At 45.6% G+C, this 19798-nt stretch carries 17 protein-coding genes; 13 read left to right on the top strand and 4 right to left on the bottom strand.

Annotated elements, in window-relative coordinates; genetic code table 11:
* Window positions 1–2: 2 nt before the first annotated feature.
* The 6 genes from DYD21_RS03910 to dxs all read left to right on the top strand — a co-directional run bounded on the left by DYD21_RS03910 (window position 3) and on the right by dxs (window position 7466).
* Window positions 3–566 carry a CvpA family protein gene (locus DYD21_RS03910; RefSeq protein ID WP_116032716.1) on the top strand — a complete coding sequence of 188 codons (564 nt, stop codon included), beginning with the start codon at window positions 3–5 and terminating at the stop codon, window positions 564–566.
* Entirely contained in the window at window positions 563–1777 is a 1215-nt protein-coding gene (gene tyrS / locus DYD21_RS03905) for a tyrosine--tRNA ligase (RefSeq protein WP_116032712.1), read from the top strand. Before DYD21_RS03910 ends, tyrS begins: the two co-directional genes overlap by 4 nt.
* A gap of 64 nt (window positions 1778–1841) precedes the next feature.
* Complete coding sequence (locus tag DYD21_RS03900) at window positions 1842–2294, top strand: MarR family winged helix-turn-helix transcriptional regulator (protein ID WP_116032709.1); 453 nt, start codon at window positions 1842–1844, stop codon at window positions 2292–2294.
* 555 nt (window positions 2295–2849) lie between these two features.
* Entirely contained in the window at window positions 2850–5297 is a 2448-nt protein-coding gene (locus DYD21_RS03890) for a DNA internalization-related competence protein ComEC/Rec2 (RefSeq protein ID WP_116032705.1), read from the top strand.
* Window positions 5298–5334: 37 nt separating this feature from the next.
* Window positions 5335–5532: an exodeoxyribonuclease VII small subunit gene (gene xseB / locus DYD21_RS03885; RefSeq protein ID WP_116032702.1), complete on the top strand. Its 198-nt coding sequence runs from the start codon at window positions 5335–5337 to the stop codon at window positions 5530–5532.
* An 11-nt stretch (window positions 5533–5543) separates the two neighbouring features.
* A complete protein-coding gene (gene dxs, locus DYD21_RS03880) occupies window positions 5544–7466 on the top strand; it encodes a 1-deoxy-D-xylulose-5-phosphate synthase (protein WP_116032698.1) in 1923 nt (640 codons plus the stop codon).
* Window positions 7467–7534: 68 nt separating this feature from the next.
* On the opposite strand, the gene DYD21_RS03875 is transcribed toward dxs, so the two are convergent.
* Window positions 7535–8269 carry a hypothetical protein gene (locus DYD21_RS03875; RefSeq protein WP_116032694.1) on the bottom strand — a complete coding sequence of 245 codons (735 nt, stop codon included), beginning with the start codon at window positions 8267–8269 and terminating at the stop codon, window positions 7535–7537.
* Window positions 8270–8760: 491 nt separating this feature from the next.
* On the opposite strand from DYD21_RS03875, the gene queA reads away from it, so the two are divergent.
* Window positions 8761–9762: a tRNA preQ1(34) S-adenosylmethionine ribosyltransferase-isomerase QueA gene (gene queA, locus DYD21_RS03870; RefSeq protein WP_116032690.1), complete on the top strand. Its 1002-nt coding sequence runs from the start codon at window positions 8761–8763 to the stop codon at window positions 9760–9762.
* Between the two features lie 77 nt (window positions 9763–9839).
* Here queA and DYD21_RS03865 read toward each other — a convergent pair whose 3' ends face one another.
* From DYD21_RS03865 to DYD21_RS03855, 3 genes are all read right to left on the bottom strand, one after another.
* The gene (locus tag DYD21_RS03865) at window positions 9840–10976 is read right to left on the bottom strand and encodes a 6-bladed beta-propeller (RefSeq protein ID WP_116032686.1); all 1137 of its coding nucleotides are present in this window, start codon (window positions 10974–10976) and stop codon (window positions 9840–9842) included.
* 60 nt (window positions 10977–11036) lie between these two features.
* A complete protein-coding gene (locus tag DYD21_RS03860; protein WP_158551400.1) occupies window positions 11037–12098 on the bottom strand; it encodes a 6-bladed beta-propeller in 1062 nt (353 codons plus the stop codon).
* 517 nt (window positions 12099–12615) lie between these two features.
* A complete protein-coding gene (locus DYD21_RS03855) occupies window positions 12616–12825 on the bottom strand; it encodes a hypothetical protein (RefSeq protein WP_116032677.1) in 210 nt (69 codons plus the stop codon).
* A gap of 116 nt (window positions 12826–12941) precedes the next feature.
* On the opposite strand from DYD21_RS03855, the gene DYD21_RS03850 reads away from it, so the two are divergent.
* The 6 genes from DYD21_RS03850 (at window position 12942) to DYD21_RS03825 (ending at window position 19080) form a co-directional block, all read left to right on the top strand.
* Window positions 12942–13487: a hypothetical protein gene (locus DYD21_RS03850; protein ID WP_116032673.1), complete on the top strand. Its 546-nt coding sequence runs from the start codon at window positions 12942–12944 to the stop codon at window positions 13485–13487.
* 19 nt (window positions 13488–13506) lie between these two features.
* Window positions 13507–15483, top strand: coding sequence for an ion channel DMI1 (locus DYD21_RS03845; protein WP_116032670.1), 1977 nt, complete (start codon window positions 13507–13509; stop codon window positions 15481–15483).
* A gap of 25 nt (window positions 15484–15508) precedes the next feature.
* Window positions 15509–16327: a DUF1080 domain-containing protein gene (locus DYD21_RS03840; RefSeq protein WP_199535454.1), complete on the top strand. Its 819-nt coding sequence runs from the start codon at window positions 15509–15511 to the stop codon at window positions 16325–16327.
* Window positions 16328–16793: 466 nt separating this feature from the next.
* Window positions 16794–18116 carry a GntP family permease gene (locus DYD21_RS03835; protein ID WP_116032666.1) on the top strand — a complete coding sequence of 441 codons (1323 nt, stop codon included), beginning with the start codon at window positions 16794–16796 and terminating at the stop codon, window positions 18114–18116.
* An 8-nt stretch (window positions 18117–18124) separates the two neighbouring features.
* Window positions 18125–18214 carry a RagB/SusD family nutrient uptake outer membrane protein gene (locus tag DYD21_RS21440; RefSeq protein ID WP_116033456.1) on the top strand — a complete coding sequence of 30 codons (90 nt, stop codon included), beginning with the start codon at window positions 18125–18127 and terminating at the stop codon, window positions 18212–18214.
* An 8-nt stretch (window positions 18215–18222) separates the two neighbouring features.
* Window positions 18223–19080, top strand: a complete 858-nt coding sequence (locus tag DYD21_RS03825) for an endonuclease/exonuclease/phosphatase family protein (protein WP_158551399.1) — start codon at window positions 18223–18225, stop codon at window positions 19078–19080.
* Window positions 19081–19798 lie beyond the last annotated feature (718 nt).

Below are 19798 nucleotides of genomic sequence, written 5' to 3'. Positions count from 1 at the left end.
GTATGAATGTCCTCGACTTTCTGATTATTCTGCCGGTTGCCTACTTTGCCTACAAAGGGTTTACCGCAGGATTTATACAGGAGGTTCTTGGCATTGCCGGGATAATTCTTGCCGTATTTGTGACGTTTGCCTACATGAAACCAGTGTCCGACATCATCGCCCCCCTTTTTGATGGGGGAGATACTCCCACCATTATCGCCGGGCTGATCCTTTTTATCGGTACGATCGCCATTGTGCAGGCAATTGGTTACGCGGCAAAAAGGTTTCTGGAGATGATCCGCCTGAATTTTATCAACCGTCTTGCCGGGCTTTTGTTTGGAGCGTTGAAATCAGCTATCGTTATCAGTGCTTTTTTGTGGCTTTTTGCAGGTTTTAATATGCCGGCAGAAGAAACACGAAATGAATCGCTAACCTATCCGGTTGTCATTTCTCTCGCTCCTGCAGCTTATAACATGATCGCTGCTGTTGTGCCGGGAATCGAAAATTTTATTGATACTCTTGAATCAGCCATTCAGGAGGATAACCCAATCCGAAACAATCCATTTTTTGAACAGTTAGATTTATGAGTTTTCCTACAGTAGAAGAACAGCTTGAGGTGATTAAACGCGGAACCGTTGAAATTGTACCGGAACCGGAACTGGTTGAAAAACTGAAAAAATCGCGTAAAACAGAAAAGCCGCTAAGAATTAAACTGGGCTGTGATCCCACCCGCCCCGACCTCCACCTCGGTCATTCAGTGATCCTTAGAAAAATGCGTCAGTTCCAGGATTTGGGGCATCATATTATTCTGATTATCGGGGATTTTACTGCACTGATCGGCGATCCGACCGGCCAAAACAAAACCCGCCCATCGCTTTCAGCAGAGGATATTAAGGAAAATGCCAAAACGTACCTCGACCAGGCCGGTAAAATTCTGGATCGTGAAAAAACCGAAATCGTATACAACGCCGACTGGCTGGGGCCGATTTCATTTGAAGGCGTAATCAAGTTGAGCTCAAAACTTACCGTTGCCCGGATGATTGAGCGGGATGATTTTTCAAAGCGATTTAACAATAACGAGCCGATTTCACTCCACGAATTTCTCTACCCGCTGGCACAGGGGCAGGATTCCGTTCACTTAAAATCAGATGTGGAACTTGGCGGAACCGATCAGAAATTCAACCTGCTTGTCGGGCGTGATCTGCAGCGAATTGATGGTCAGGATCCCCAGGTTTGCCTCATGATGCCGCTTCTGGAAGGTACAGACGGCACGCTGAAGATGAGTAAGTCGTATGATAACTACATCGGGATCAGCGAGGAGCCGAATGATATGTACGGAAAAGTGCTTTCTATTCCTGATAACCTGATTTACCGCTACTTCGAGCTTGTTACCGATCTGCCGACGGATGAGTTACCATCCATTCTCGATAAAGTTGCCAAAGATCCGCGGAATACAAAACACGATCTGGCGTTTACAATTACCCGGATGTACCATGGTGAAAAAGCGGCAAAAGCTGCAAGGAAACATTTTGAACAGACAGTCATCAACAAAGAAGTGCCGGATGACGCACCGGAGATTACATTCGATGCGGGAACAACTCACCGCTTACTCGATATTATATCTGATGCCGGGATGACTCAGAGCAACGGCGAAACCAAGCGTATGATCAAACAGGGCGGGGTAAGCATCAACGATGAAAAAGTGGATGATATCAACCATGAAATCACGTTTTCAGAAGGTGAAACGCTGAACCTGAAGGTAGGTAAGCGAAAATTCGCAAAATTAATTAGTCAGTAATACACTTCAATATGTATATTGAATTGCCGATATTGTCTGCCATAACTATTTAAATTTTAAAAAGATGGGCACACACTTTAAAGGAAATAAAAGTGAAGAGAACACACTGAATGCATTCATAAAATTGATGCGTTCCACAGAATCTCTGAACAACCGGCTTAACCGGCACCTTGCCGAAGCCGACCTGACCGTCAGCCAGTTTGGTGTGCTTGAAGTGCTTCATCATCTCGGGCCGCTTAACCAGCGCACGATCGGTGAAAAACTTCTGAAAAGCGGTGGAAATATTACCATGGTGATCGACAACCTGGAGCGATGCGGCCACGTGGAGCGACAGAAAGACCCGAATGACCGCCGCGCAGTATTAATTCATCTCACGGAAAGCGGCGAAAAGTTTATTGCCGATTTTTTCCCAAAACACCTTGAAAAAATTAAAGAGGAGTTCTCCGTACTTAGCGAAGAGGAGAAAAACACGCTTGCAGAAATCTGCAAAAAGCTGGGAGTAAAAGAGGAAGAGTAGCCGGGTTGGGATTAAATCGTGCTCTTTCTTCAAGAATGCACGCTTGCCGTAGGAATATTGAAGAAAAATCCCCTCTTGAGAGGGGAAATGGTTTTGAAAACTGCGGAACGCAGATTTTCAAACCGAGGGGTGTGTTGATAGGGACATGAGCCAAAATGCGAAACCGGTTTTGATCGAGGCTACGGTGAACACACCCCTAAATCCCCTCTCAAGAGGGGGTGAGGAAATAGATTTCCAAAGAAAATGCACCTAATTAATTTAAGGTTTCTGTCAATTTCAACACTACCAGTCTTTCTGACCCACTCCCGTCCCCTCCCTATCGCGCCCTGACGGGACTTGATATGGAGGGGAGCTTCGACATAAATCTATTTGCCTTAAAAGGTTAACTGAATCGAAATTTGTTTCCGTATTTTTTCACAGCCTCCCAAGTCACACTTGGTCCCGATTCCTTCGGGGAGGGGACTTTTTTTTGCTCACCACTCTTACAACACCAGCTTTTCTATCTATTCTGAAAAAAAACTGTAAGTGATCCCCCGGTTTTGGGTCATACAGTTAATGGATTCCAGTACTACATATCAATTTCCTTTCGCGTCACTGCCGGCACTGAGAATTGTTCTGCTGATGATAGCAGGAATCATCGCTGCATATTTCTGGGGCGATAGCCTCACCCTATGGCAAACACTCGGCGTATTCACCACTGCCTGTTTTATGTGGATAGGCGCGGAACTGTTGCTTTCCAGAAAGTTAACGGTCTGGAGATCAACGGTTTGCACGCTTTTTTACCTGGTGATGGTTGTTCTCTTCGGTGCGGGGATGTACCAGGTGTCTCAGGAAAGGTTACATCAAACCATTACAAAATCCGATCCGCTGACGCTCTACGAATGGGAAACGGTTCAGGTGAGTGCAAAAATTAAGTCAGGCGGAAGAAGCCAGTCAGGACGAGATGTTTATGAAGCCAGCGTATCAAAAACCGTTCTTCCAGAAGGCGCTTTGTGGTATGAATCGTACAAAATCAGGCTGTATGGAAGTGATGAGGATACCACTAAATTAACACCGGGCACGATGGTTGTTGCGGATGTCCGGCTTTATGCATTTCCAGAAGTTCGGAATCCGCATGATTTTGATTACGGTGGGTGGCTGCATGGTCGGGGTATAACCAGTCATGGTGAAATTGAGGCGATTCACAGCATAAGCGAAAACCGTCGTATAGGATGGGAGGGGATTCGAAGCTATGTTCAGGGAAATATCGACCGGATGTTTGATGCGGAACGTGCTCCCCTGGCAAAAGCGCTTATGATTGGCTACAAAGAGGAGCTTACCAATGAAGAAAGGCTTTCGTTTTCACGATCCGGCCTTTCGCATATCATGGCGGTTTCCGGGATGCATGTAGGGTTTATCATTGCTCCGTTCTGGCTGTTGATTCCCTGGTTTTGGAGATGGAAATGGGGGAAATTATGCGGACTGATTGCAATGACTCTGCTTCTGATCGGCTATGCCGGGTTAACCGGGTTCAGCGCTTCCGTATGCAGGGCATCCATCATGGCGTGGCTGCTCACGTATGGAAAACTGTATCACAAACTGCGCCACTCGGTGAATCTGCTTGCCGTAGCCGCCATTATTCTGTTGATTATACAGCCCTCACAACTTTTTGATGTAGGTTTTCAACTTTCATTCTCTGCTGTAATGATCATTTTGCTGATTATGCCGGAAGCACAAAAGTTAATCCCGCTCAAAATCCGGTATACCTGGAAAGGCGGATTATTATCTGTGATATGGATATCGGTGATTGTACAACTGGGTTTGTTACCAATTCTGGCGCTCTATTTTGGAGAGTTTTCTTTTGCCGGTCCTGCCGCAAATGCAGCCGTTGTACCTCTTCTGTCTATCGCAGTGCCGGTTGGCCTGGCAGGCTCTTTTTTGTACGGCGTGCTGCCGGGCATATCGGAGTGGATGATCGTGCCGGTACAATGGGTGTTGCAGTGGATCGGTTCGGTAGCGTTCTTTTTCGGAGATGAATTGACGGGATATGTATCGATCGAAAATCCATCAATATGGCTGTTTATGATATGGATAACAGGAATTTTGGGCTGTGCAGGAATAAAATATCCCAGCGTACGATGGAAAATGCTGATTCTGCTGCTGCTCTCCATCAATTTATTTTTGATAGAGAAAATCAAAGTAAAAACCTCCACACCGGAACTGATTGTTACCGTACTTGATGTGGGGCAGGGGGATGCCGTACATATACAGACGCCGGGGGGCAGGCATTATTTTGTGGATGCCGGCAGATGGAACCCGATGGGAAACAGCGGGGAAAGAGTGCTTATTCCTTTCCTCGAACATTATGGAATCAGAAAACTGGATGGTGTAATTTTATCTCACCCTCACGCTGATCACATAGGCGGATTACCCTCACTAATGCGCCATTTTCCGATTGACGCAATATATCACAGTGATTACCCGTATGATTCAAGGTTGTATGAAACGTATAACCGGCTGGCTGACGAATTAGAAATTCCGATAGTTGATGTTTTATCAGGCGATATGATCGAACTTGACCCGCTGACACGGATCTTTGTGTTGGGCCCGGAAAAAGATGTGCCGCCGGATCGCAATCCTAATAACCATTCACTTTCATTTAGGTTGCAATATGGAGAAACGTCATTTCTATTTACAGGCGATGCGGAAGTAAACCAGGAGAGGCAACTGGCTGAAAGATATGGAGATTTTCTTGATGTTAACTGGCTGAAAACCGGCCACCACGGAAGCCGGACAAGCTCCACACCCATCTTTATCGAGCAGGTGCGACCTGAAATTGCGGTCACGTCTGTAGCCTTTCACAACCGTTTCAGTCATCCAAATCGGGATGCAGTGTTAAACGTTAAACAGGCCGGGGCAAAAAAATATTTCACAAGCCTGTCGGGAGCCCTTATATTTAGTTCGGATGGTGAACAGATCAGAAAAAAAGAAATAAAACAAAAGGTATCTGCGGTTCTCAAATGAAATCCCGCCTGCCGGAAGAGTCTCACAAACAGAATAAATGAACGAAGCGGAACGCCCGAGCTTTGAAGAAGCTTTAACACAATTGGAAGCCATAGTCGAAAAGCTGGATGACGAGGAGATAACACTCGAAGAATCCGTTAAACTTTACGAAGAAGGCTTAAAACTCTCCAAAATCTGCAGTGCAACGCTGGAAAGCGCAGAGTTAAAGATCGAGGAGATCGAGAAGAAGAAATAAAGACCCCATATATGGAAAGCTACAAACCGGTTCCGGGCCCATTGCTTGGCAAGATCAACTCTCCTGATGATCTGAAAAAGCTGAAACCTGAACAACTTCAGGATCTGTGCGATGAACTACGTGAGTTTATCATTGATACGGTATCAGTCTATGGAGGCCATTTTGGTGCCAGCCTGGGTGTGATTGAGCTCACGGTTGCCCTTCATTACACGTACAACACACCAACCGATAAGCTGATCTGGGATGTGGGTCACCAGGCATACGGACATAAGATTTTAACGGGGCGGCGCGAGGATTTTTATACAAATCGAAAATATAAAGGCCTGTCAGGTTTTCCCAACCGCTCCGAAAGTGAGTATGATGCGTTTGGTGTGGGTCACTCCAGTACATCGATCTCTGCCGGGCTCGGAATGGCAATTGCCCGCGATCTTGATAAATCAGGCAAAAAAATTGTTTCTGTAATTGGTGACGGTGCCATGACGGGCGGAATGGCATTTGAAGCGATGAACAACGCCGGTGCTCTCAAATCGGACATGCTCGTAGTGTTGAACGACAACAATATGTCGATCGACCCGAATGTAGGAGCCTTGAAAGAGTATCTGGCAGAAATCACTACCACGAAGACATTTAACAAGCTGCGTGACGAGATTTATGATCTTCTCGGGCACCTGAAAGGCGCGGGTGAAAAGATGCGGAAAGTTGCATCAAAACTGGAACGCGCCGCTACTGCTGCAATTACCCCCGGAGCACTCTTCCAGGCACTTGGATTTAAATATTATGGTCCGGTAGACGGCCATAACGTGGATGCACTCCGTCGCCATCTTGAAGATCTCAGAACCGTATCCGGGCCGAAACTGTTGCACATTGTTACCGTGAAAGGGAAAGGGTTTGCCCCTGCAGAACGCGAACAGACCAAATGGCACGCGCAGAGCAGTCCGTTTGATAAGATTACCGGCAAATCGCTGCCCCAAAAAACCACAAGCAGCAATCAGCCGCCGAAGTACCAGGATGTATTTGGTGAAGCACTTGTTGAGCTTGCGGCGAAAAACGAAAATATTGTGGCGATGACACCCGCTATGCCCAGCGGATCGAGCCTCTGGCCGATGATGAAAACATTTCCGGATCGAGCGTTTGATGTAGGTATTGCCGAGCAGCACGCCGTTACGTTTGCGGCCGGACTTGCAGCAGAGGGGAAAAAAGCTTTTGCTGCACTTTATTCCACATTTTTACAGCGCGCCTACGACCAGGTAATTCACGACGTGGCGATCCAAAATCTTCCTGTTGTTTTCTGTATTGATCGTGCCGGACTTGTGGGCGCTGACGGGCCAACGCATCACGGTCTTTATGATGTAAGTTATTTGAGGGCGGTGCCTAACCTGATTGTATCCTCCCCGATGGATGAGCAGGATCTTCGTGATATGATGTACACGGCGTCTGAATATGAAAATGCCGCCTGGGCAATCCGCTATCCCCGGGGCCGCTCAACCGGTATGGAGGTCCGTGAGGAATTCAAGAAAACGGAAATCGGAAAAGGAAGGGTTATCCGGGAAGGTGGAAAAGTAGCGGTACTCAGTTTCGGGCCGATCGGTAACTATGTGTCTGAAGCCACCAATACACTCGCTGCAGAAGGCATTGAAACCGGCCACTTTGATATGCGCTACGCCAAACCGCTGGATACGGAGATGATCGATTATGTACTCGCCAGATACGATCAGATCATCACCATTGAAGATGGTACAAAGCTCGGCGGATTTGGGTCAGCCGTGGCAGAATATGTGGCAGAGAAAGGTGTGGGCGTTCCTGTAAAAATAATGGGTACACCCGATACCATCATCGAACACGGCACCCAAAGAGAACTGCACGACGAAGTGGGACTTGGGCCGGATGGGATTGTGAAGGAAGTACGAAAAAGGCTGGGTATTTTTGTAGGGTAAATGAGTTAAGAGCCGGCTTTTTCAAGCCGTGACTTTGAATAACCTCAGGAAACCCCTCATTTAATCTATCAGCATAATATGCACCATACAAAAACGGCTGTGGCAGATTTATCACGGTCCATGGTGGTTTGAATAGGGTTTTCACTCCCCGAAAGATCTCCTTCCCAATGAGAGAAACGATATCCCGGTTCGGGCGTTGCCGTGAAGGTTACAGTATCGCCGTGATTGTAAAACTCCTTCACCGGATCTATCTCTACATTTCCACTGCCGTCAATAGTAACGGAAAGATCAAACCGCTGTTCAAAATGTGCGGTTACGCTTTTATCTTCATCCAGGAATAGTGATTCAGGATTTTCGCTTCCCGACAAATCGCCCTCCCAGCGGATGAATGTCCATCCATCAGACGGCACCGCATAGAGAGATACGGTTTGACCGTCAAAATCGGTTTCAATAGTTCCCTCCCCCGTGGTTTCAATAGCGATAAGTGAACTGATTTCTTTGAACAGGGCGGTGACCGATTTGTTTTCAGTCATCACCAGGGTCGCAGGGTTGGTTTCACTTTCAAAGTCGCCAGTCCATCGTTCAAATATAAACCCGTCTGATGAGACAGCTTCTATTTGCACTTCTTGACCTTTTACATACTCGATTTCCGCTGGGGTTAACGTTCCACCCTCATCCGGGGATGCGGATAAGGAAAGGGTTAACTGTTCCGGTAGCGTATCATCAAATGAAGATTCAGTAGTATCGCAGCTGTAGATGAACAGAGCCAGTATAATCGTCAGCAATACCAAAATTCTTTTCATAATATGTTTTCCCTTTTATAAAGAGTGAGGTATCAGGTTTAAGGTGTTTATGAAATAATGAAAGAATAAAATCTCTTCCAATTAGATTCTTTAAAGACTTCTATTCATATCATATGATGTAACAAAACCGGCACATGATTGTTGCATGCTATTTGATTAAAGGTGGGCTATTACATAGATGTTCACAAAACTGTCCAAAACGTGGATTCCAATAAGGTGAATGGATAAATTGTATTTCTGCCATATATTTATTCACGCAGAGACGCGCTGATTCATCCGCTGATTTTCGCAGAAAGTATTCTATTCATTCAGGAGGTATCAGCATATTCCGCGATATACACAGCGAAAATCTGTAAAAAACAGAGCTGTTTCTGTAGTAGGGGGTAGAATTATAATTTGACCAGCTATGAATTGTGCTTCTCCCAAAAGGTTTCTATGGATTTCTCTATTTTCATCAGGTTATAAAGCACAGATCATAAAAACACAGAATTTTGTCCTTTACATTAGACGACTTTGACTACAATCTCCCGGAAGAGCTCATCGCCCAAAAACCGGCAACCCCGCGTGACCATTCAAGACTGCTGGTTTACAACCGGGAAACAGGTGAAATCACCGACGACTATTTCTACAACATCGGTGATTATCTGCCGCCTGATACATCTCTTGTCGTAAACAACAGCAAAGTTGAAAAATGCCGCCTGCTGTTTAATGACGGGAAAGTGGAGATTTTTGTCACCCGGGCGGTGAATAATCGTGTGGTGGAGGCGATGGTCCGTCCCGGGAAGAAATTTCGGTCGGGAAAAACCGTGGATTTAACTGATGAACTTTCTGCAAAAACCATCAGTATAGCTGACGATGGAATTCGCACGATTGAGCTGAGCCACCCGCTGGATCACCCGGTGGTAACTCCGTATAAACACACGCCGTTTCCGCCTTATATTGAACGGGACGAATCTCTTTCGGAGCGATATCAAACCGTATACGCAAAAGATTCAGGGAGTAAAGCTGCACCTACGGCAGGCCTTCATTTCACGCCGGAGCTGCTGGAAAAACTGGCCGCGCAGGGAATCCGTAAAAACGAGGTTACGCTCCATGTTGGGCTGGGTACGTTTGCGCCGGTAAAGGCTGACAGGATTGAGGATCATATCATGCACAGCGAATGGTATCAAATCTCGCAGCAGCAGGCAGATGCGCTAAATAAAACGAAACGGGTTACAGCGGTGGGAACCACGAGTGTGCGTGTGCTGGAATCAGCGCCAAAAGAGGAGGGTAGTTTTATCCCGTGCTCGGGCGAGACCGATATTTTCATCACGCCGGGATATACATTCAAATCGGTGGATCACCTGATCACCAATTTTCACCTGCCGAAAAGCACACTTCTAATGCTGATTGCGGCATTTACGGGATTTGATGAGATGAAAAAAATCTATCAGCACGCGATACAACAGAACTATCGATTCTACTCTTTTGGTGATGCTATGCTGATTTTGTGAAGTATGAACGTATTCGCAATTTATGGTTAGAAGAGTTGATAATCTGCTCAGAAAAGACGGTTGGGTTCGGTTTATATTTAATCAGGTAAAGTTAGCTCAAAAATAAAGCCCCATCCTAAAGCAAAGAATCGGAAAGGATCATCTGGAAAAGAATCGATATCCCTGAAGATCATAATTTGTTCACCAGTGTCTTCTCTTTTAAGATAATATGATCGGTGATGGTCGTATTCGCCATTGGAATTAGATTTCAAATGATGAAAGAGCCCGAAGCTTGCAATTAATATATCACTGTTTTCTAATAAGTAGATGTTACTCAAAATATTACTTACACCTACACCTGTATTATCAACCGGAGGATATGGTCGTAGTGAGGGATTGCCGGTGGTGTCATAATAAACGGATTCAAGCACAATCGTTCTTGCGTGTTCAAAATCACGGTATAAGTACAGGTAGGGTACGCCAGGAAAAGCGGCCAAGATTTTATTTTTAGAATTAATGGAAAGCCCAAGGTTATTGTATGCTCCGGGATGGTTGCCTGAAGGAACAATTCTGGGTAAAGCTTCAAAGTACACTGTGTCCAGATTTTCAATTTCCCGTACAGTTAACAGAAATGATTCCGGATCAGGTGCATGAAACCCCGAAGCATTTGAATTTTGATAGACAAGATATCTGTCATTCATTTTCATTTTGTTTTCAGAATATACGGCGTCTTTGAAGTCGAAGGTATCCAGGAGTAATAAATCGGAATTGAAGACACTCATTCTTCTGAGACCATCATCATAAATATAAAGATTTTCACTATCGGCCATTACTGCAATTGGACGTTCAAATTCGCCGGGACCGCGTCCGCTGCGGCCAATGGTTTGAACGGGTTCACCCTCTTTGCTTAACGCAACGACATTTCCGGATGAAAATTCGAGGGTGATTAAATGATCCTGGAATGCTTTCATCTGAATCGGAAGTCGAACATAGAGCGATTCATCTACAAAAAGCCTCTCTTCAAAAATTGAATTTTCAGGTATAACCAAAGTATCAACTTCTGCATTATCTAAATCAATCCAGCTTATCGGGGCAGCGTTGAGCAGTGTATTTAGATTTTCGGATTCGGTGACTGGTGGTGTCCTAATCTCCTCACTGCTGCAGCTGAAAAGGATTATCGCATATGAAATAGTGAGGAGTAGAGTTAGTATTTTTATGAAAGAATCTCTGATCATGAGTGATGGATGGTTGGATGTAATATGTGGAACTGAATATGAAATTCTAATCACCCCATTCTACAACGGCCAGTTTGCACTGTAAACCGATCCATCCATTGCGGCAGTGAAATAGATGGTACTCCCGTCATCTGAAATTGTAAACGATCTCGGGCGGGCTTCATATTCGTCAAGTCCGGGAAACTGGATTTCCTGCATGGATGATCCGTCATTGGGTAGCCAGGCTATGGTTACCGGGTTTGGCTCAAGGGTGCTCAAAAGGATGGCAACGCCGTCTTCATCGGCTTCAATTTGTGTGGCGTACTGTAGCATAATCACATTTCCCTGCCCCCGTTCCGACATCATTTGGTTATTTTCAACATATTGATCAAAAATACCGTCTGATGCGGGAAGTTCCAGGGTTTGATCCCATTCCAGTTCTCCTTCGTGAGAATATTTTTGCAACAGTCCGGTGCTCTGCTGAAAAGAGTAGAGCCCGGATTCATTACTACTCAGCAAAATCTGGTTCTGCATAAATGAGGGGACTCTTCCCGAAATGGCATCGCTCTGGGCCTGTTGTATATCAATATCACCATCTGATTGCGCAAATTTTTCACCGAACCGCCGGTTTTCCTCATCATCCGTGAGATGACTGAACTGGATCAGCGCGCTCCCTTCTCCCCCGGCGGGAAGATAAAACTCCGTCGCCGAACGAGTGGCAATGGATATGGCAAGACTGCCTGTCTCAACAGCAAAATCTTCAATGAAATCACCATCTCTTGTAAAATGGAGGATTCGTGCGGCAGAGCGGTCATAAAGCACGTAGGTATCATCAAAAAGCCAGAATTCGGGGATGAAACGAAACTCCCCTGGGCCGTCTCCCTCCCGGCCAAACTGAAACTCTTTTTCTCCGCTGCTGTCGAACACCATCATGGAAACGGCTTGTGAATCGTAAACAAGAAGGCGGTCTTCATCAGAAAGAAGTCCCGACGGCATGCCGAGTTCGGATACCGTTTCGGGTGAAAGTAAAAGATCAGCGGTATCAACGGTGTGGTTTTCTATCGTAAAGGAAGGTTCATCTGCCGTTTGAGTGCAGGCGCTTATCAGCATCAGGAGGAGAATAAATGCGTATCGGTATATCATAACTAATTTTTTAGTATATGATACTATCCCTTTCGTATAAGTGCAAGTTTGCGTTCTAGGGATTTTGAAAGGGTTTATAATTTGTAGTGAGGGATTCTGGAGACTTTCTGGATCGGAAAACAGGATATAGTCCATTTTCGAAAGCACTTTCAACAATATTAGCTAACTATGAGTTTTTTTCTTGATACTTTTGAACGGTCCCCGAGACAAAAGCGCTCGGGGCAGGCGGCAGTACCCAAAACCCGCCGGGCTAGTGATTCCTTCAGTCGGGATTAGCGGTTCGTTTTGCGATGTAAAAACAAAGGTCCACATCACTTCGTTACAGTAATCTTAGATTTGGCCGGTAGTTTTTACAAACATCGCATGCACTCCCCACAAACCAAGCACCTCCTTCAGTAATCAAAGGCCGGTGAATTATTGACAAACAATTAGTTCATGAGTCACATTGTAAAAAAACAGAAAAGAATAAATACTAATGTTAGTGGTATTGCCTCTAAAAAAGGACATTCCATAAAAATCAGTTCTCTTTTTCGTACTGCTTGTTGTAGGCGAGGGTGATTTTCTGATTCATGTGCCGTTTGTAATTCTCGTACTCGTAACGGCGGACCGTAAATTCAGAGTGATAGTTGCCGTCGTTGCAGTCTACATGAAGCCGGTCTTTTTTGTCGGTTTCTGAGATGACAACTTCTACTTTTCCAAGGTTGTAAGATTCAATTGTGCGGCTCATAAAAAGGGTATACCGGGTGAAACGGGGATTGAAAAGATTAAAGATACAGTTTTTGAATTTAAGTGGCGATTGATGATTTTAGTTCAAATTCTCAATCACAATAAAACAATCGTTCAATGAAATACGCGGGTTCTCTTATAATTGCAATGTTACTCTTCTCCTCATGCGCCAATGACTCCTATCACAACCAGTTTTTTGCGAATTTAGGTTCACTCTGCGGGGAAACGTTTGTCGGCGCTGCAACCTATCCCGATGATCCGGATCACACCCTGGTGGATACCGAGTTAAGGGCACACATCTCATCATGCAGCAGCGATGTTATTGAGGTTGATCTCTACCGTGAAGGCGGTGATACCTGGCACGCAACCTGGGTTGTGGAGCAGCGGGAAAACGGCCTGCATCTCTATCACGAACATATCGGCGATAAGGTGTATGAAGAGGGCGAAGAACCGAACACCGGCTATGGCGGCTATGCGGATGACAGGGGATCGGCTACCCGGCAGTACTTTCCGGCGGATGATCACACTGCAGAAATCCTTCCCGAAGCCGTCACAAACGTTTGGATGATGGATATGGATCTTGAAAACGAAATGTTTGTGTACTATCTCGAACGGCATGAAGAGCCGAGATTCAGGGCGGAAATGACCCGGTTAGCGGACTAAAACCAGACGTATATTTTAAATGGCAAAATCCAGATTTCGATTAACCCACCCGATAAAGTTCTTTATTGAGCGTCAGTTTGTAAAGGGTGCAAAATATCAGCTGCTTGCAGTTGTTGCACTGATCGGGTTCATATCACTCATTGGCGGCATACTGGCCCTTCCCACAGGAGGAGATGTTGATGGAGTCGGGGAATCAATCTGGTGGGCGTTTCTGAGGCTCACTGACCCCGGCTATCTCGGTGATGATGAGGGAACCATGAGACGCATCATCTCAACGTTTCTTACCGTCAGCGGATATGTGGTTTTTCTCGGGGCGCTCGTCGCCATTATGACACAGTGGCTCACAAGTAAAATGGCAGAGCTGGAACAGGGGTTAACACCTGTTGCAGTAAAAAATCATATCGTTATTCTGGGATGGACCGACCGGACTCATTCTATTGTCGTTGAACTGTTTCAGTCAGAGGGCAAACTGAAACGGTTTTTAGCCCGGTTTGGCACCTCCAAACTTCAGCTTGTGATTCTGGCTGAAAACTCATCAGCTAAACTTACACGGGAGCTTAAAGCTGACCGATTCATTGGAAAACGGGCTGATGAGATCATATTACGAACCGGGAACCCCCTTCAAACCGAACATCTGCTGAGGGCGGATTGCTACAACGCATCAGCCATCATCATTCCAAGCAGTAAAAAAGGCGGACAGGATTTGGTTTCAGCGGATGTAGAAACCGTTAAAACCCTTCTTTCACTGAGCAATAATCCAAAGCTGAAGGAAAACAATCAGCTGCCCTATGTGGTTGCAGAGATTCAGGATGAAAAAAAGCTTACGGTTGCGAAACGGTCCTATCCCGGTCCGCTGGAAGTTATTTCCGGGGATTCCATTATCAGCAGGCTTATCGCCCAGAATATCCGGCATATCGGGTTATCTGAAGTGTACAGGGAACTCCTGTCGAGAGGAATAAAATCCGATTTATACACTCGGGAGCATAAAGAGTTCATCGGGAAAAAGATCTATGAAATCGAACCCCGTTTCCCAAATTGTATCATTTTGGGGCTTGTCCGTACAGAAAATTCAGTGTTTATACCCATGCTGAATGTGAGGCATGATGCAGAAATCCAGGAAAATGACAGAATTATTTTCCTCGCAAATTCTCATGATGATACCAATCCCCGAAAAGAGAGCTCGGTTCAACATAAAGCAATTTTCTCACCTCCTGATGATAAGAAAATAAAATACAGGTCAACTTCTTCGGCTCAGATCAAAAAAGTTTTGATTCTTGGCTGGAATAAGAGAATTCCCGCATTAATACATGAGTTGAGTACGTATGAAGATGTGCATTTTGAAATAACGATTATATCTATCATCCCGGAAAAGATCAGAAAAAAGAGAATATCTGACTACAGCCAAAAAGCATCAAAAATTAGCTGTATACATGTTGAAGCCGATTTTATGGAGGAAAACGAACTCCGGTCCGTTAAGCCACAAACGTTCAACCACATCCTTTTTATGAGTTCTGATTTGTTGTCAGATGGAGAAGAGGCTGATGCACGTACGATTGTGGGTAAAATTATGCTTGAGAATATTATTGAAAATCAAGCCGGAAACAGTCCTCATGTTTTATTGGAACTTGCAAATGCCGACAATAACCATCTAATCAAAAGTCCGGGATCGGAAGTCATCATCAGTCCGGTGATTATCAGTCACCTTTTAGCCCAGGTTGCGTTGAGGAGGGAACTTCAATCTATTTATACAGAGCTATTTACAGTGGGAGGTGCTGAAATAGAGTTCAGGAGCCTGAATCAGTACAATTTATCTGCGGGAACATTCAAGTTTTCCAGGATTGAAGAGATTGCATCTGGCTCTGGTGAGACTGCAATGGGTATTTACAAAAACTATTTTAGTTCAAATGGCACAAAAAAATTGATTCTCAATCCATCAAAAAATCATGAATTTCAAGTTACAGAAAATGATCAATTTGTTATTCTGATGAACTATTAACACAAAATCTAATGGGACAACCGTTATGAAAAACATCTTCTCAATGCTTCTCACTGTGCTTGTAATTGCCCTTTGTGCAGATCATCTCTCTGCACAAGATCAGAACGATGGCCCCGAGTGGCATCCTGATCTTACGGATGACTGGACGCCCGTTGAAGACTCTGTTGCAACGGGCACCTATGGAGAACCGCCATCCGACGCTATCATTCTTTTTGATGGAACCGACCTTTCGGAATGGACCACGGCACCCGGCTATTTTACGGATATTTCCAGGGTACCGGATTATCTTGAAGAAATACCGCAGCATGAAGAAGAAGCGTCCTGGCAAATCGAAGGAGATGCGATGACTGTAGTGCCGGGCAGCGGTAATATTATGACACGCCAGCGATTTGGGGATGTTCACCTGCACGTGGAGTGGAGAACACCGGAAGAGATTGACGGTAACGGGCAGGGCCGGGGAAACAGCGGCGTTTTTCTGATGAACCTCTACGAAATCCAGGTGCTCGATTCCTGGCAAAATCCAACCTATTCCAACGGCCAGGCGGGATCCATCTATAAACAGAAAGCCCCGATGGTAAATGCCAGCCGGCCGCCGGGGGAATGGCAAACGTACGACATCTTTTTTGAGCAACCGCATTTTGATAAGGACGGCACTGTAATCAAACCGGCCTATATCACGGTACTTCATAACCATGTGCTGATTCATCACCGGCAAAAACTGCAGGGTCCAACGGTATATATTGGTTTGCCGGAATATGTGCCACACGATTCTAAAATGCCGATCGGGTTACAGGATCATGGCGATTACGTGAGCTTCCGGAATATCTGGGTGCGGGAATTGTGAGAGATTTTGCTATAAAAGTGTTTTAATCATGATGTGGTTTAATTTCCGCCCCTCTGGGCCGGAAAAGAATGATGTCCCCCTTCGAAGGGGGAAAGCGAACGGAGAGAGCAGGGGGATGACTCTCTGTATTCGGAAGTGTCCATTTTTTGTTCTTAAGCACGGAAGGTCATCCCCCATTACACCCTTCGAGAGGCTGTGAGAATTTACACTCTCATTCGTGGGCATTATTTATTTTTTTAGGAGTGTAAGCTTGTGTTGAAGCTCCCCTCCCTATCAAGTCCCGTTAGGGCGCGATAGGGAGGGGACGGGGGTGGGTCAGAAAGTCTGGGAGCCGCGAGAATGGCAGAAATCTTACTTTATTTAAGTGCATTTTCTTTGGAAAACAATTTTCTCACAGCCTCTCAAAGGGGGACACTTCTTAAAAATTTCAGATACTAAACGCGTTATTCAAGCCGGAAACAATTAAATGATCATTTTCTTCTGGTTACTGCTGGTAGTTGCTGCCATTGTCTGGATGACGGCGAGGTGGAAAGTGCATCCGTTTCTTGCCTTGATTTTCGGGGCGATTGGGATCGGGTTTCTTGCACGTCTGGATACAGAAACCCTGATCGGATCCCTGGCCGGAGGTTTTGGGTCCACACTGCAAAGTATAGGTATTGTCATCGCAGCCGGAGCTATTATCGGGGAGTATCTCGATCGAAGCGGCGGCGCCAGGGTGCTGGCAAACAAGATTCTGAATAAATCGGGAGAGAAATTCGCGCCGCTTTCTATGAGCCTGACCGGGTACATTGTCTCCATCCCGGTTTTCTGCGATTCCGGGTTTATCGTACTTTCGGCACTGAATAAGGCGATCGCAAAACGTACAAAAATCTCACTGACGGTACTGGCTGTTGCACTAGCATCGGGTCTCTACGCCACACACGTTTTTGTCCCGCCTACGCCCGGCCCCCTGGCCGCCGCTGCAACATTGAATGCTGATATCGGATTGGTACTGATCCTGGGCCTCATTGTCTCGATCCCGGTGATGGCAGCCGCACTCGCATGGGCGGTGCTCTTTTGTAATTACGAGAACACGGATACAGACTCCTACCAGGCTTCAAAAACTCCGGATTATCCCTTGCCGTCATTTAAAGTGGCGATTGCTCCAATTTTGACTCCAATTATCCTCATTGCTCTGAAATCAATCGCCGAGTATCCAACGGCTCCTTTTGGGGATGGATGGGTGTTCAGTGCATCGGTTTTTCTTGGGGATCCGATCATTGCACTTTTGATTGGGGTAGGAATGGCATTTTTAATGGTAACGGGCGGCCGGAAGAAAATTCAAAACGAGTGGCTGGAAGATGGTCTGAAAAAAGCCGGGATTATCATTCTGATTACCGGCGCCGGCGGGGCATTCGGACAGGTACTTCGGGAGACCGATCTCGGAGAATTTGCATCGCAATTTGCGGCTATCGGCGGGTTGGGTGTGCTGGTTCCATTTTTGATCGCCGCATTTTTGAAAACGGCGCAGGGATCATCCACAGTTGCCATCATCACGGCGGCGGCTATTTGCGCTCCGCTGATTGAACCGCTCGGCCTCGATTCATCCATGGGCACAGCACTTGCGGTACTGGCAATCGGAGCCGGCTCGCTAACCGTATCTCACCTGAACGACAGCTACTTCTGGGTAGTAGCCAAATTTTCTGACATGGAGACCTCAACCGCCCTTAAAACTCACACCATCGCTACACTGATCATGGGTATTACCGGTTTGATAACCATACAAATTATGGTCTGGGTGTTGGTGTAGAAGCTTAAATCCAAAAAAATTATCTTTACCCGGTGCCACAGGTTCATATACTCAGAAATCCTAATCTTTCACAAAATTCAGGGTGGCAAAAATGCTGATTGTATTCATGTTTTTAACGTTTAGCCTGGGCAATTCAACCCAGGCTGATAGTGTCTCTCCGGAATTCAATGAGGATAACCCAATTACGGTTATGTCTTATAATATCCGGTTCGACAATCCAAATGACGGCATCAATGCCTGGCCGCACCGCAAAGATCATGTAGCCGAAATGATGGGGCCTGATAAATATAGCACCGACATCGTTGGATTGCAGGAAGCTCTCTTGCACCAAATCGAAGAGTTGCAGGACCGTCTGCCTGGCTATAACTGGGTGGGCGTAGGTCGGGATGACGGCAAAGATCAGGGTGAATTTTCGCCCATCTTCTATCGAGCAGATCGATTTGACCTTGTTGCAACCAATACATTCTGGCTGTCGGAGAATCCAGAGTATCCGGGAAGCAAGTCCTGGGATGCTGCGATTACCCGAATCGTAACGTGGGCGCGTTTCACAGATAAACAGACAGGGCAGGACGTTTATGTGCTGAACACCCATTTTGACCATCAGGGTCAGCAGGCTCGTTATGAAAGTTCCAGAATTATAATCGATAAGATTGCTTCACTCAATCCTGACATCCCCGTCATTTTAACCGGGGATCTAAATATCAACGAACGGAATGATGCATACAACGTATTAAGTGAAGCCGACAATCTTCATGATGCTCGATACGCTTCGGAAACGGGCCACGAAGGTCCAACAGCTACCTTTAACGACTGGGAGGAACTGCGTGAGCCGGAATCACGAATCGATTATATTTTTGTATCTGATGGCGTTCGTGTTCTCAATCACAGAATTCTTGATGATCGCTATGATGGACGTTTTCCATCCGATCACCTACCGGTAATTTCCGATATAATTTTAGAATAAGATCACTGCTGAGATCTTTTTTTAAACCACGATTTTTTGCGTGAAATATTTAGATTCTTGAACAGGTTCAAATCGACAAAAAAACCTGAATCTCAAAAATCACCTCTGCATTTGCAGTTTGCTTAAATTCCCCGTTCCCAAGCGGAAACATCGGCGAGCCATACAGATATTTCAGATTCGGGAGACGCATCATCATCATCGTATATAATGATCGCTGTTTTTCCGGGATCAAGCCGGAGGCGTGTTGATACAGCTACCACTCACCCGAAATTGAACCCACAATATATACCCCCCCCTCATACGCAACCTTTATAACTGATTTCGATTTATAAATAATTTTATTTATTCGGTATTAAGGCGCCTAAAAAGGGCAATACCACTAACTATGATAACTAGCTTGCAAACGAAATCTAATAAACTCTTGCACAATAGATCTTATGTCGATTTTGTAGTTCTTCCGGCCTTTGATTACTGAAGGAGGTGCTTGGTTTGCGGGGAGTGCATGCGATGCTTGTAAAAACTACCGGCCAAATCTAAGATTACTGTCACTAAGTGATGTGGACCTTTGTTTTTACATCGCAAAACGTACCGCAAATCCCGACTGAAGGAATCACCAGCCCGGCGGGTTTTGGATACTTTTGACCGTTCAAAAGTATCAGGAGAATAATCCATAATTGGCTAATGTTATTGACATTACTAACAAGGGGAGATACAGGGG

Source organism: Rhodohalobacter sp. SW132, assembly GCF_003390325.1.
In the GTDB taxonomy this organism is placed as follows: Bacteria; Bacteroidota; Rhodothermia; order Balneolales; family Balneolaceae; genus SW132.
The sequence above is the reverse complement of the archived record's forward strand: the minus strand, read 5'-3'. Positions and strand labels throughout refer to the sequence as shown.